This is a genomic window from Pseudomonas sp. MF06569, from assembly GCF_059862735.1.
Map to the genome: position 1 here is coordinate 73953 of NZ_JCBCUZ010000016.1, position 13400 is coordinate 87352.

Consider the following 13400-nt stretch of genomic DNA (forward strand, 5'->3'; position numbering starts at 1 on the left):
TCCCCGTCAAGAAAATGTTGCAGGTTTTTTCTGTGAATAACTCAATGTCGCCCTGTATTACTGGGACCTATCGTTATCCAAATCGGATAAAAATAAAGCCTTATCCACAGACTGTAGATAAGGCTTTAGGTAACTTATTGATTTTAAACAGTTATAGGATGACTTGTTGATAACCACAGATCGCCAAGCTGATCTGTGGATAAGTCCACATCAAGCCTTTGGCTGCTTAACCGGACGCTTCCAGCCATCAATATTTCGCTGGCGCGCACGACCGACTGCCAGTTGCTCAGGGGCAACATCCTGGTTGATGGTTGAGCCCGCTGCGGTGGTTGCACCGTTGGAGATATCCACAGGCGCTACCAGAGAGTTGTTCGAACCGATAAACACATCGGCCCCCAACACGGTTTTCCACTTGTTGGCGCCATCGTAGTTACAGGTGATCGTGCCCGCGCCAATGTTGGTGCGTGGCCCGACCTCGGCATCCCCCAGGTAAGTCAGATGGCCGCACTTGGCATCTTCACCCAGGTGGGCATTTTTCAATTCGACAAAGTTACCCACATGGGCACGGGCATCCAGCACGCTACCCGGGCGCAAACGAGCGAATGGGCCGGCATCGCTGTTTTCACCCATCACGGCGCCGTCGATATGGCTATTGGCTTTAACTACCACGCCTTTGCGCAAGGTGCTGTCTTTGATCACGCAGTTGGGGCCAATCACCACGTCATCTTCGATGACCACACGGCCTTCCAGAATCACGTTGATATCGATCAGCACGTCACGGCCCACCGTCACTTCACCGCGCACATCGAAACGGGCCGGGTCACGCAAGGTCACACCCAATGCCATCAAGCGTCGGGCTTCGCGTAGCTGGTAATGACGCTCCAGCTCACTGAGTTGCTTGCGATCATTGGCGCCCTGCACTTCCATCGGGTCGTGTGCATGTTCGGTAGCCACTACCAGACCATCATTCACTGCCATCGCAATCACGTCGGTCAGGTAATACTCGCCCTGGACGTTATTGTTCGAAAGGCGGCTCATCCAGTCACCCAGGTGCTGGGTCGGCAACGCCAAAATCCCGGTGTTGCCTTCACTGATGGCACGTTCGGCTTCGGTCGCATCCTTATGCTCAACGATGGCACTGACGTTGCCGTTGGCGTCACGCACGATCCGGCCATAACCGGTCGGGTCGGCCAGGTTCACAGTCAGCAGACCCAATTGCTCAGGGCCGACTTGCTTGAGCAAACGCTGCAAGGTCTCAACTTCGATCAGCGGCACATCCCCATAAAGGATCAGTACATTTTGAGCCGTCAAAAATGGCAATGCCTGGGCCACGGCATGGCCAGTCCCCAATTGCTTGTCTTGCAGCACAAAATTCAGATCATCAGCTGCCAAACGCTCGCGGACCAGTTCGGCACCGTGCCCGATAACGACGTGGATGCCGGTCGGCTTGAGCTGGCGAGCGCTGTGGATAACATGGCCGAGCATGGAGTTGCCTGCCACAGGATGCAGAACCTTTGGCAAGGATGAACGCATGCGGGTGCCCTGACCTGCAGCGAGAATAACGATATCGAGAGACATGACTGGCTACCAATCCTGGGTGGTCAGCGGTTGCGACCAAAAAGTATTTCGCGGAAAAAGAAAAAGGGTAGCCGAGGCTACCCTTTTTAATCAATCACACAATGAAGCAGGAGGCTTAGCCGCCAAACTTTTTGCGGATTTGCTGAACGGTGCGCAGCTGAGCTGCAGCCTCGGCCAGTCGTGCAGCAGCAGATCCGTAATCGAATTCTGCGCCTCTTTCGTTCAGGGCCTTCTCGGCAGCCTTGACGGCTTCCTGAGCGGAGGCTTCATCCAGGTCGGCAGCACGTTGCACGGTGTCGGCAAGAACCTTGACCATGTTCGGCTGAACCTCGAGGTAACCACCGGAGATGTAAAACACCTCGGCTTCACCACCCAATTTGATCAGGCGGATCGGACCTGGCTTGAGTTCAGTGATCAGCGGAGCATGACCCAGAGCGATACCAAGATCACCCAGGCTGCCGTGCGCAATCACCATCTCGACCTGACCGGAAAAGATTTCTCCTTCCGCACTGACGATATCGCAATGGACTGTCATCATATTAGCCATCTGATTGCCTCAACCTGATTAGCGCCCGTTGCCGGGCGCCGGAATTACAGTTTCTTGGCTTTCTCGATCGCTTCTTCGATGCCGCCGACCATGTAGAACGCTTGTTCTGGCAGGTGGTCGTAGTCACCGTTGAGGATGCCTTTGAAGCCAGCAATGGTGTCTTTCAGGGAAACGTATTTACCCGAAGCGCCAGTGAAGACCTCTGCCACGAAGAACGGCTGAGACAAGAAACGCTGGATCTTACGAGCGCGGGATACCAACTGCTTGTCGGTTTCCGACAGCTCGTCCATACCCAGGATCGCAATGATGTCCTTCAGTTCTTTGTAACGCTGCAACACGTACTGAACGCCGCGAGCGGTGTCGTAGTGTTCCTGGCCGATAACGTTCGGATCCAGCTGGCGCGAAGTCGAATCCAGTGGATCTACTGCTGGGTAGATACCCAGGGAAGCGATGTCACGGGACAGAACGACGGTAGCGTCCAAGTGGGCAAACGTGGTCGCAGGCGACGGGTCAGTCAAGTCATCCGCAGGTACGTATACCGCTTGGATCGAAGTGATCGAACCGTTCTTGGTCGAAGTGATGCGCTCTTGCAGAGTACCCATCTCTTCAGCCAGAGTCGGCTGGTAACCTACTGCCGAAGGCATACGGCCCAGCAGTGCGGATACTTCAGTACCGGCCAAGGTGTAACGGTAGATGTTGTCAACGAACAACAGTACGTCGTTACCTTCGTCACGGAACTTCTCGGCCATGGTCAGGCCAGTCAGTGCTACGCGCAGACGGTTACCCGGCGGCTCGTTCATCTGACCGTAAACCAGTGCCACTTTGTCCAGTACGCTGGAATCCTTCATCTCGTGGTAGAAGTCGTTACCCTCACGGGTACGCTCGCCCACACCAGCAAACACAGAGTAACCGCTGTGTTCCATGGCGATGTTACGGATCAGTTCCATCATGTTTACGGTTTTGCCTACACCGGCACCACCGAACAGACCAACCTTACCGCCTTTAGCAAACGGGCAGATCAGGTCGATAACCTTGATGCCTGTTTCCAGAAGGTCGTTGCCGCCAGCTTGCTCAGCGAAGGACGGTGCTGGGCGGTGAATGCCCCAACGCTCTTCGGTGTCAATCGGGCCAGCTTCGTCGATCGGGTTGCCCAGAACGTCCATGATCCGGCCCAGAGTCGCTTTACCGACTGGAACGGAAATGGCTGCGCCAGAGTCGGTGACTTCCAGACCGCGCTTCAAGCCCTCGGTGGAACCCATCGCAATGGTACGAACCACGCCGTCGCCCAGCTGTTGCTGAACTTCCAGAGTGGTTCCGGCCGCGCTTTGTACTTTCAGCGCGTTGTAGATGCTCGGTACGTTTTCGCGTGGAAATTCCACGTCGATCACGGCGCCGATGATTTGAACGATACGTCCGCTACTCATAGCTGGATCCTCTGAATATTTGAACCGTTAAACCGCGGCAGCGCCGCCGACGATTTCCGAGATCTCTTGGGTGATCGCAGCCTGACGCGCCTTGTTGTAGATCAGCTGCAAATCGCTGATCAAGTCACCGGCGTTATCAGTGGCGTTCTTCATTGCGATCATCCGCGCAGCTTGTTCAGCTGCACTGTTCTCGACCACCGCCTGGTACACCTGCGACTCCACGTAACGCACCATCAAGCCGTCTAGCAGCTCTTTGGCATCCGGTTCGTAGAGATAGTCCCAGTGGTGCTTGAGTTTTTGATCCGGGGTCGCCACCAGTGGAATCAACTGCTCCACAGTAGGCTGTTGCGTCATGGTGTTGACGAACTTGTTGGATACCACGGACAGGCGGTCAATACGGCCTTCCAGGTAAGCATCCAGCATCACCTTAACGCTGCCGATCAAGTCATTGATCGACGGTTCTTCACCCAGATGGCTGATAGCAGCGACGACGTTACCGCCGAAGTTACGGAAAAATGCCGCACCTTTGCTGCCGACCACGCACAGATCAATCTCGACGCCGTTTTCACGGTTTACCGCCATGTCCTTGACCAAAGCCTTGAACAGGTTGGTATTCAAACCACCGCACAAACCACGGTCACTGCTCACAACCACATAACCCACACGCTTAACTTCGCGGTCGATCATGAATGGGTGGCGGTATTCCGGGTTGGCGTTAGCCAAATGCCCAATAACCTGGCGGATACGCTCCGCATAAGGACGGCTAGCAGCCATGCGCATTTGTGCCTTGCGCATTTTGCTGACCGCCACTTTTTCCATGGCGCTGGTAATCTTTTGCGTGCTTTTGATGCTCGCAATCTTACTGCGAATCTCTTTTGCGCCTGCCATGTAACACCTATCAGGTTAGCAAGCGGGAGCCTTGCGGCTCCCGCTGCGGCTTACCAGGTTTGGGTGGCCTTGAACTTCTCGATACCGGCTTTGATGCCAGAATCGATTTCGTCATTGAAGTCACCTTTAACGTTGATCTTCGCCATTAGTTCGGCGTGATCGCGGTTGAAGTAAGCAATCAGCGCTTGTTCAAAGCTACCGACCTTGGTGATTTCGACGTCAGTCAGGAACCCACGCTCAGCGGCATACAGCGACAGCGCCATGTCAGCGATCGACATTGGTGCGTATTGCTTCTGCTTCATCAGCTCGGTAACGCGCTGACCATGCTCAAGTTGCTTACGGGTCGCTTCGTCCAGGTCAGATGCGAACTGGGCAAATGCTGCCAGTTCACGGTACTGAGCCAGAGCGGTACGGATACCACCGGACAGCTTCTTGATGATCTTGGTCTGAGCGGCACCACCCACACGGGATACCGAAACACCGGCGTTCACTGCAGGACGGATCCCGGAGTTGAACATGGCCGATTCCAGGAAGATCTGACCGTCAGTGATGGAAATCACGTTGGTCGGAACGAACGCGGAAACGTCGCCAGCCTGGGTTTCGATGATCGGCAGTGCGGTCAGGGAACCGGTTTTGCCGGTCACTGCGCCGTTGGTGAACTTCTCTACGTACTCTTCGGATACGCGGGATGCGCGCTCCAGAAGACGGGAGTGGAGATAGAACACGTCGCCTGGGTAAGCTTCACGGCCTGGTGGACGGCGCAGCAGCAGGGAAATCTGGCGGTAAGCCACTGCTTGCTTGGACAGATCGTCATAAACGATCAGTGCGTCTTCACCGCGGTCGCGGAAGTATTCGCCCATGGTGCAACCGGAGTACGGTGCCAGGAACTGCAGCGCTGCGGATTCGGAAGCACTGGCAGCAACGACGATGGTGTTAGCCAACGCGCCGTTTTCTTCCAGCTTGCGAACTACGTTAGCGATAGTCGATTGCTTCTGACCGATCGCTACGTATACACAGAAAATGCCGCTGTTCTTCTGGTTGATGATCGCGTCGATCGCCAGAGCGGTTTTACCGATCTGACGGTCACCGATGATCAGCTCACGCTGGCCACGGCCGACAGGGATCATGGCATCGACAGCCTTGTAGCCAGTCTGTACAGGCTGGTCTACCGACTTACGCCAGATCACGCCTGGAGCAACTTTCTCGACTGCATCAGTCTCGGTGTTGCCCAGTGGACCTTTGCCATCAACTGGGTTACCCAGTGCGTCGACAACGCGACCCAGCAGTTCCTTACCAACCGGAACTTCCAGGATGCGGCCAGTGCACTTGGCGCTCATGCCTTCAGCCAGAGTCGTGTATGCGCCCAATACTACGGCACCTACAGAGTCTTGCTCCAGGTTGAGAGCCATACCGAAGACGCTGCCCGGAAACTCGATCATCTCGCCGTACATTACGTCGGCCAGACCGTGAATCCGCACAATACCGTCAGATACGCTGACGACAGTGCCTTCGTTACGGGCTTGGGAGGTCACATCGAGTTTTTCGATGCGGCCCTTGATAATTTCACTTATTTCGGAAGGATTGAGTTGCTGCATTGCTCTGCTGCCCCTTCAAACTCAAGATTTCAATGCTTCGGCAAGGCTTGCGAGTTTTCCGCGAACCGAGCCATCGATAACCAGGTCGCCGGCGCGGATGATGACACCACCTATAAGGCTGGCATCCTCCGCAACTTGCAGGCGCACTTCCCGGTTGAGTCGTGCACTGAGAACCTTGGCGAGTTTGTCTTGCTGTTCTTGGTCCAATGTAAAAGCGCTGGTCACTTCTACGTCTACCGACTTCTCTTGTTCAGCCTTGTACAGGTCAAACAGAGCGGCGATCTCCGGCAATAGCGGGAGACGGTCGTTTTCGGCAACGACGTTGATGAAGTTCTGTGCTTCTACAGTGAACTTGTCGCCGCACACGTCAATAAACGTGGCGGCCTTTTCTGCGCTCGTCAGTCGCGGGGCCTTGAGCACGCGCTGCATAGTGTCGTCTTGCGACACTGCTGCAGCCAGGCCGAGCATGGCTGACCAAGAGGCCAGTTGCTGGTGGGCCTGGGCGTGCTCGAAGGCTGCCTTAGCGTAAGGTCGGGCCAACGTGGTCAATTCTGCCATGATCGCCCTCGCTTAAATTTCAGCAGCCAGTTTAGTAACCAGCTCCGCGTGCGCGTTTTGATCGATTGTGGCACCCAGGATCTTCTCTGCGCCTTCAACAGCCAAGCTACCCAATTGGGCACGCAGGGCGTCTTTAACGCTGTTCAGTTCCTGTTCGATCTCGGCCTGAGCCTGAGCCTTCACACGGTCAGCTTCAACGCGAGCCTGTTCACGGGCTTCGTCTACGATCTGAGTACCGCGTTTCTTGGCTTGCTCAATGATTTCAGCTGCTTGAGCCTTAGCTTCGCGCAGTTGTTGACCCGCTTTATCTTGGGCCAACTCCAGGTCGCGAGCTGCTCGGTTAGCAGCGTCCAGTCCAGCCGCAATCTTCTTCTGACGTTCTTGCAATGCCGCGATGACCGGAGGCCACACGAACTTCATGCAAAACAGTACAAAAATGAAGAACGCAACGGACTGGCCAATCAGGGTTGCATTAATGTTCACGCCAACACCTCGCTCGTTCGTTGTCCATCACTCTAATCAACTCGAAAATTCGAGTGATTAGCCAGCGAGTTGACCAACGAAGGGGTTCGCGAAGGTGAAGAACAGTGCGATACCAACACCGATCATGGTTACGGCGTCGAGCAGACCGGCAACGATGAACATTTTAACTTGCAGCATTGGAACCATTTCTGGTTGACGCGCTGCGCCTTCCAGGAACTTGCCACCCAACAGGCCGAAACCAATTGCGGTACCCAGTGCGCCCAGGCCGATCAACAGTGCAACAGCGATAGCGGTTAGACCAACTACAGTTTCCATCTTTCCTCCCGACTTTTACGTCGTATGGTTTAGGTTTTTAGATTAAAGCGGTAAAACAAAATCATTTTGCGACGCCCTCTCACCCGAAGGTGAGAGGAGCACCAGACTCGCCGAAGCGGATCTTAGTGGTTATCTTCGTGTGCCATCGACAGATAGACGATGGTCAACATCATGAAGATGAACGCTTGCAAGGTGATGATCAGGATGTGGAATACAGCCCACGCCCATTGCAGCACCACGCCCAGACCGCTAAGCCAAAGCAGGCCGCTGCCGAACATCACGGCGATCAGGATAAACACCAGTTCGCCAGCGTACATGTTGCCGAACAGACGCAGAGCCAACGAAATAGGCTTGGCAATCAACGTCACGAATTCGAGCAGGAAGTTCACCGGAATCAGCAGCGCTTGAACAAAAATGTTCTTGCTGCCAAACGGGTGCAGGGTCAGTTCGCCGATAAAACCGCCGATGCCCTTGATTTTGATGCTGTAGAAGATGATCAGCGCGAATATCGACAGGGCCATGCCCATGGTCGCGTTTGGATCAGTCGTCGGTACGGCACGGAACGGGAAGTGCTCATCGCCAGTGATCAGGATCGCCAACTGAGGAATCCAGTCAACCGGAACCAGGTCGATGGCGTTCATCAGGAACACCCACACGAAAATGGTCAGCGCCAGCGGTGCGATAACTGCACTGCGACCGTGGAAACTGTCTTTTACGCTGCCATCAACGAATTCCACCAGTACTTCAACGAAGTTCTGCAGTGCGCCTGGTTGACCGGAAGTTGCCTTCTTGGCCGCCATGCGGAATACGAGGATGAAAATCAGACCTACAAAAAGCGACCAGCCGAGGGTATCGACGTGGAAAGCCCAAAAACCCATTGCTTTAGCTTCTGCAACGGTGTGAGCAAAGCCCCAGCCGCCATCAGGTAGCTGCCCAAAGGTCAGGTTCTGTAAGTGGTGCTGGATATAGCCCGAAGCGGTTGTTTCTGCCATGGTTGCCTCAAACGCCCTAAGGTCTCGAAAGTGTTGTTCTCATTAGCAGGGGAGCGAACCAGCTGACCAGTTGGGTCAACACGAAGACGCCGAATACTGCTAACGGCGCCAATGGCTTCACACCTGCAAACGTCAGCGCGAACAGCACTGCCGTCAAAATTAACTTGCCCGCCTCGCCAGCGTAAAACGACCGGACGATGGCTTGCGCTGCTCGGGCGCCGGAAAACCGAAAAGCCCTGTGAGCAAAATACACATTGGGTAGCAAAGCTATCAGGCCTCCGCAGAGTCCTGAATATCCGGCGACGACTCCATGCCATTGCCAGAGCCCCAGAGCAGCCAGCAATAAAACGACAAATTGAGCCAGCAAAACCGGAAAAACCGCCAAGCGATGGAACGGCAAGCGGTTTGGCGTGCGGGTTTCCATCACAACTGCTCCTCAAAGGTCGGCTACCAAAAACAGAAAACTTGGCATAATTTGTGCCGACAAAATGCGCGCAGAGTATAGGGGCGCTTAAGCCCCTATTCAACTGTCAGGTAGTGATTTCCGACTGCACGCTACATGGGGAATTGTTTCAGCGGATGTGAGCAAGCACTCCTTGAAGCTCATCCAGAGAATTGTAACCAATCACTAACTGGCCTTTTCCCTTCTTTCCGTGGCGAATCTGCACCGCAGAGCCTAGGCGCTCTGCCAGACGCTGTTCGAGCCTGGCAATGTCCGGATCTGGTTTAACCGGTTCAGCAGGCTCTTGTTTGCCACTCAACCACTGGCGAACAAGTGCTTCGGTCTGACGCACTGTCAGACCTCGTGCGACAACGTGTCGCGCCCCTTCAACCTGCTGAGTTTCAGGCAAACCGAGCAATGCCCGCGCATGACCCATTTCAAGGTCACCGTGGGACAGCATGGTTTTGATGACTTCCGGCAAGGAAATCAATCGCAACAAGTTAGCCACAGACACCCGGGACTTACCCACAGCGTCGGCAACTTGCTGCTGAGTCAGCTGGAACTCTTGCTGCAAGCGTTGCAAGGCGACGGCTTCTTCAATCGGATTGAGATCTTCGCGCTGAATGTTTTCGATCAGCGCCATCGCGATGGCGGTTTCATCCGGCACATCACGCACCATCGCCGGGATGGTGTCCTTGCCTGCCTGTTGGCTGGCGCGCCAGCGACGTTCACCGGCGATGATCTCAAAGCGGTTGCCATCAATCGGGCGAACCACGATTGGCTGCATCACGCCCTGGGTCCTGATCGAGCTGGCCAGCTCTTCAAGCGCCTGGGGATCCATGTCGCGACGAGGCTGATACTTGCCGCGCTGGATCAGGTCCAGAGGCAAGTGTTGCAGTTCGCTTTGATCAACCTTGACCGCTTGCTCTTCCAGCGAGCTGACCGTTGGACCACTCAGGAGTGCATCCAGTCCGCGTCCGAGACCTCGTTTCTTGACGGCCATGGGATTTCCTTAAGTTGGCTGAGGCGTGCGGGTGGTACGACGTTGACGACGAACCAGCTCGCCCGCCAGGGCAAGGTAAGCAATCGCGCCACGGGAATTTTTGTCATACGCCAGTGCCGGCATGCCGTAACTCGGCGCTTCGGCCAAGCGGATGTTGCGCGGAATCACCGTGTCGTAGAGCTGCTCGCCGAAGTGTTCCTTGAGCTGAGCCGATACATCGTTCATCAGGCTCAGACGCGGGTCGTACATGGTCCGCAGCAGGCCTTCGATCTTCAGGTTCGGGTTCAGCAGTTCGGCAATGCGCTTGATGTTATCCACAAGATCGCTCAAGCCTTCGAGTGCGAAGTACTCGCACTGCATGGGGATAATGACCCCATCGGCAGCAACCAGAGCGTTCAGGGTCAGCATCGACAGAGACGGCGGGCAATCGATCAGAATGTAATCGTAGCTCTCGCGAACCGGCGCCAGTGCAGTACGCAGACGGCTTTCTTTCATCTGCATTTCGAGCAATACAACTTCAGCTGCCGTCAAATCACGGTTTGCGGGCAGAAGCTGGTACCCACCGTGTTCGGAGATGTGCATGGCCTGGGCCAGATCACATTCACCGATCAACAGGTCGTAGACCGAATTCTCGAGACCATGTTTATCCACACCGCTACCCATGGTGGCGTTGCCTTGTGGATCGAGGTCGATCAGAAGCACGCGGCGCTTGGTCGCGACCAGCGATGCTGCGAGGTTGATACAGGTGGTGGTTTTACCCACACCACCCTTTTGGTTCGCTATTGCGAATACCTTAGCCATTCTTGCTTGCGTTCCCAATCATGCCGTGCGGCGCAGTATCAGCAGATGGCGTTGGCCTTGGCAACCTGGAACAGTCAAGGCGTGTTCGCTATCTAGACGAAAATCAGACGGCAATGCTACCAGCTCATCAGCCGGATGAACGCCCTTCATTGCCAACCAGCGCGTTTCACTGTTGCCCAGATGGCGTGTCCAGTTGCTGAAGTTCTCCATGCTGCTGAAAGCCCTGGAAACAATTCCATTGAATGGCAGCTCTGGCTGAAACTCTTCAACGCGACTGTGGATAACTTGCAAGTTATCCAGCTTGAGCTCGAGTTTCACCTGGGTCAGAAAACGGGTTTTCTTGCCGTTGCTGTCCAGACAGGTCACTTGGGACTCGGGAAACAGGATCGCCAGGGGAATGCCCGGCATGCCGCCGCCGCTGCCCACATCCAGCCAACGGCCATTTTCGATGAAGGGCATCACGCTGAGGCTGTCGAGCAAATGGCGCGAAACCATTTCGTCCGGGTTACGCACAGCCGTGAGGTTGTAGGCCTTGTTCCATTTGATCAACAGGGCCAAATAACCCAGCAATAGCTGATGCTGGTTTTCGGACAGTGCTACGCCCAATTGGCGTGCACCTGTGGATAACTCTTCGGCGTGTTGCGCGGTAACCAGCGAACTCAAGCGTTTTGCTCCAACGTGCGGCCAGCGCCGCGCTTTTTCAGGTGAATCATCAACAGGGAAATCGCCGCAGGCGTCACACCTGGAATACGCGAAGCCTGCCCCAAGGTCTCGGGACGGGTTGCGCCCAGCTTGCTCTGGATCTCTTTCGACAGCCCGGAGATGATCGTGTAATCGATATCCACAGGCAGTTTGGTGTTCTCACTGGCGCGCAGACGGGCAATTTCGTCTTGTTGACGATCGATATATCCGGCGTACTTGGTTTTGATCTCAACCTGCTCGGCGACCAACGGATCTTCTGCGCCTTGCCCAGTCACTTCAACCAGACCCGCGTAGTCGATTTCGGGGCGTGTCAGCAGGTTCAGCAAATTGTATTCATGGGTCAGCGGCGTGCCGAATTTAGCTGCAATGGCATCGCCCTGCTCAGTGCCCGGGCGAACCCAAGTGCTTTTCAGGCGCTGTTCTTCTTGCGCGATGCTTTCACGCTTGGTGCAGAAAGCGGCCCAACGGGCGTCATCGACCAGGCCCAATTCGCGACCTTTTTCGGTCAAGCGCATGTCGGCGTTGTCTTCGCGCAGGATCAGCCGATATTCGGCACGGGATGTAAACATCCGGTACGGCTCTTGAGTACCCAGGGTAATCAGGTCGTCGACCAATACTCCGATGTACGCCTCGTCGCGACGCGGGCACCAGCTTTCCTTGCCCTGTGCGAGCAATGCCGCGTTGGCGCCAGCCAGCAAACCTTGGGCCCCGGCTTCTTCGTAACCGGTAGTGCCGTTGATTTGTCCTGCGAAGAACAAGCCGCCGATTACCTTGGTTTCAAGGCTGTATTTCAGGTCCCGCGGATCGAAGTAGTCGTATTCGATGGCATAGCCGGGCCGCACGATATGGGCGTTTTCCATGCCGCGAATCGATTGCACGATCTGGATTTGCACGTCGAACGGCAAGGATGTGGAGATCCCGTTCGGGTACAGCTCATGAGTGGTCAAACCTTCCGGCTCGATGAAAACCTGATGGCTTTCCTTATCGGCAAAGCGGTGAATCTTGTCTTCGATCGACGGGCAGTAACGCGGGCCAATCCCTTCGATTACGCCCGAGTACATCGGTGAGCGGTCGAGGTTGGACGCGATGATTTCGTGAGTACGGGCGTTGGTATGGGTAATCCAGCAACTGACCTGAGCCGGATGCTGTTCTTTGTTGCCCATGAACGACATCACTGGAATCGGTGTATCGCCTGGTTGCTCGGTCATGACCGAGAAATCCACAGAGCGCCCATCGATACGTGGTGGTGTACCGGTTTTCAGGCGACCAACTCGCAGGGGCAGTTCACGCAGGCGGTGTGCCAGGGCGATCGAAGGTGGATCACCGGCTCGGCCACCCGAGTAATTCTGCATCCCGATGTGGATAAGTCCACCGAGGAAAGTACCTGTGGTCAAAACCACAGCATCAGCCATAAAACGCAGGCCCATTTGGGTCACTACGCCCCGCACTTGATCCTGTTCAACGATCAGGTCATCAGCAGCCTGTTGAAATATCCACAGGTTGGGCTGGTTTTCAAGCGTTTCGCGAATAGCCGCCTTGTACAGAATGCGGTCGGCCTGTGCACGGGTTGCCCGTACTGCCGGGCCTTTACGCCCATTAAGTACACGGAACTGGATGCCGCCTTTATCGGTAGCCATTGCCATCGCGCCGCCCAGGGCGTCGATTTCTTTAACCAGATGGCTTTTACCAATCCCGCCAATCGCAGGATTGCAGCTCATTTGCCCGAGGGTTTCCACGTTGTGGGTCAACAGCAGGGTTTTTACGCCCATGCGTGCTGAAGCAAGTGCAGCCTCGGTTCCGGCGTGACCGCCGCCGATGACGATCACTGCAAAACGGGAAGGGAAATTCACCACGCACCTCGTGCCTGTTACTAGGGGTTTTTTGGATAGACCGCGAAGTATAGGGACTTCGCCCTTCTTAAAGAACCCTTTGCACAAAATTTAACCAGCTGTGGATAAGGGCAAGATAGATAAATAAATAGAGAAGAAATTTATAAAGCTTTGTTTTTATGTTTATTTCTACTGAGCCACATTTCTGTGGATAGATTGCTACAGGCTATATTCTACGTACTG

Annotated in this window: 14 protein-coding genes; all 14 read right to left on the minus strand. The window is 55.1% G+C overall.

Annotated features, from left to right (window positions below):
• Nucleotides 1-210: 210 nt before the first annotated feature.
• Nucleotides 211-1578, minus strand: coding sequence for a bifunctional UDP-N-acetylglucosamine diphosphorylase/glucosamine-1-phosphate N-acetyltransferase GlmU (gene glmU / locus AC19YQ_RS15680; RefSeq protein WP_326398933.1), 1368 nt, complete (start codon nt 1576-1578; stop codon nt 211-213).
• 115 nt (nt 1579-1693) lie between these two features.
• Entirely contained in the window at nt 1694-2113 is a 420-nt protein-coding gene (locus AC19YQ_RS15685; protein WP_133075339.1) for a F0F1 ATP synthase subunit epsilon, read from the minus strand.
• A 56-nt stretch (nt 2114-2169) separates the two neighbouring features.
• Nucleotides 2170-3549: a F0F1 ATP synthase subunit beta gene (gene atpD, locus AC19YQ_RS15690; RefSeq protein WP_016782877.1), complete on the minus strand. Its 1380-nt coding sequence runs from the start codon at nt 3547-3549 to the stop codon at nt 2170-2172.
• 27 nt (nt 3550-3576) lie between these two features.
• On the minus strand, nt 3577-4437 hold the full coding sequence (atpG, locus tag AC19YQ_RS15695; RefSeq protein WP_133074937.1) for a F0F1 ATP synthase subunit gamma: 861 nt from the start codon (nt 4435-4437) through the stop codon (nt 3577-3579).
• Between the two features lie 50 nt (nt 4438-4487).
• On the minus strand, nt 4488-6032 hold the full coding sequence (atpA, locus tag AC19YQ_RS15700; RefSeq protein WP_019828665.1) for a F0F1 ATP synthase subunit alpha: 1545 nt from the start codon (nt 6030-6032) through the stop codon (nt 4488-4490).
• A 21-nt stretch (nt 6033-6053) separates the two neighbouring features.
• Nucleotides 6054-6590, minus strand: a complete 537-nt coding sequence (locus tag AC19YQ_RS15705; RefSeq protein ID WP_046809499.1) for a F0F1 ATP synthase subunit delta — start codon at nt 6588-6590, stop codon at nt 6054-6056.
• Between the two features lie 12 nt (nt 6591-6602).
• Entirely contained in the window at nt 6603-7073 is a 471-nt protein-coding gene (locus AC19YQ_RS15710; RefSeq protein ID WP_016782874.1) for a F0F1 ATP synthase subunit B, read from the minus strand.
• 57 nt (nt 7074-7130) lie between these two features.
• Nucleotides 7131-7388, minus strand: coding sequence for a F0F1 ATP synthase subunit C (gene atpE, locus AC19YQ_RS15715; protein WP_002555987.1), 258 nt, complete (start codon nt 7386-7388; stop codon nt 7131-7133).
• A 122-nt stretch (nt 7389-7510) separates the two neighbouring features.
• Nucleotides 7511-8380: a F0F1 ATP synthase subunit A gene (gene atpB / locus AC19YQ_RS15720; protein ID WP_500595466.1), complete on the minus strand. Its 870-nt coding sequence runs from the start codon at nt 8378-8380 to the stop codon at nt 7511-7513.
• A gap of 16 nt (nt 8381-8396) precedes the next feature.
• Nucleotides 8397-8804 carry a F0F1 ATP synthase subunit I gene (locus tag AC19YQ_RS15725; RefSeq protein WP_003437994.1) on the minus strand — a complete coding sequence of 136 codons (408 nt, stop codon included), beginning with the start codon at nt 8802-8804 and terminating at the stop codon, nt 8397-8399.
• A 148-nt stretch (nt 8805-8952) separates the two neighbouring features.
• Entirely contained in the window at nt 8953-9825 is an 873-nt protein-coding gene (locus AC19YQ_RS15730) for a ParB/RepB/Spo0J family partition protein (protein ID WP_133074938.1), read from the minus strand.
• 9 nt (nt 9826-9834) lie between these two features.
• On the minus strand, nt 9835-10626 hold the full coding sequence (locus tag AC19YQ_RS15735; protein ID WP_046809500.1) for a ParA family protein: 792 nt from the start codon (nt 10624-10626) through the stop codon (nt 9835-9837).
• Between the two features lie 18 nt (nt 10627-10644).
• Complete coding sequence (rsmG, locus tag AC19YQ_RS15740) at nt 10645-11289, minus strand: 16S rRNA (guanine(527)-N(7))-methyltransferase RsmG (protein ID WP_133074939.1); 645 nt, start codon at nt 11287-11289, stop codon at nt 10645-10647.
• A complete protein-coding gene (mnmG, locus tag AC19YQ_RS15745) occupies nt 11286-13178 on the minus strand; it encodes a tRNA uridine-5-carboxymethylaminomethyl(34) synthesis enzyme MnmG (RefSeq protein ID WP_326427639.1) in 1893 nt (630 codons plus the stop codon). Before mnmG ends, rsmG begins: the two co-directional genes overlap by 4 nt.
• Between the last annotated feature and the right edge of the window lie 222 nt (nt 13179-13400).

Excerpts from the sequence above, each read along its gene's own strand:
- glmU (WP_326398933.1), bottom strand. The coding sequence starts at position 1,578 with ATGTCTCTCGATATCGTTATTCTCGCTGCAGGTCAGGGCACCCGCATG.
- AC19YQ_RS15685 (WP_133075339.1), bottom strand. The coding sequence starts at position 2,113 with ATGACAGTCCATTGCGATATCGTCAGTGCGGAAGGAGAAATCTTTTCC.
- atpD (WP_016782877.1), bottom strand. The coding sequence starts at position 3,549 with ATGAGTAGCGGACGTATCGTTCAAATCATCGGCGCCGTGATCGACGTG.
- atpG (WP_133074937.1), bottom strand. The coding sequence starts at position 4,437 with ATGGCAGGCGCAAAAGAGATTCGCAGTAAGATTGCGAGCATCAAAAGC.
- atpA (WP_019828665.1), bottom strand. The coding sequence starts at position 6,032 with ATGCAGCAACTCAATCCTTCCGAAATAAGTGAAATTATCAAGGGCCGC.
- AC19YQ_RS15705 (WP_046809499.1), bottom strand. The coding sequence starts at position 6,590 with ATGGCAGAATTGACCACGTTGGCCCGACCTTACGCTAAGGCAGCCTTC.
- atpE (WP_002555987.1), bottom strand. The coding sequence starts at position 7,388 with ATGGAAACTGTAGTTGGTCTAACCGCTATCGCTGTTGCACTGTTGATC.
- atpB (WP_500595466.1), bottom strand. The coding sequence starts at position 8,380 with ATGGCAGAAACAACCGCTTCGGGCTATATCCAGCACCACTTACAGAAC.
- AC19YQ_RS15725 (WP_003437994.1), bottom strand. The coding sequence starts at position 8,804 with ATGGAAACCCGCACGCCAAACCGCTTGCCGTTCCATCGCTTGGCGGTT.
- AC19YQ_RS15730 (WP_133074938.1), bottom strand. The coding sequence starts at position 9,825 with ATGGCCGTCAAGAAACGAGGTCTCGGACGCGGACTGGATGCACTCCTG.
- AC19YQ_RS15735 (WP_046809500.1), bottom strand. The coding sequence starts at position 10,626 with ATGGCTAAGGTATTCGCAATAGCGAACCAAAAGGGTGGTGTGGGTAAA.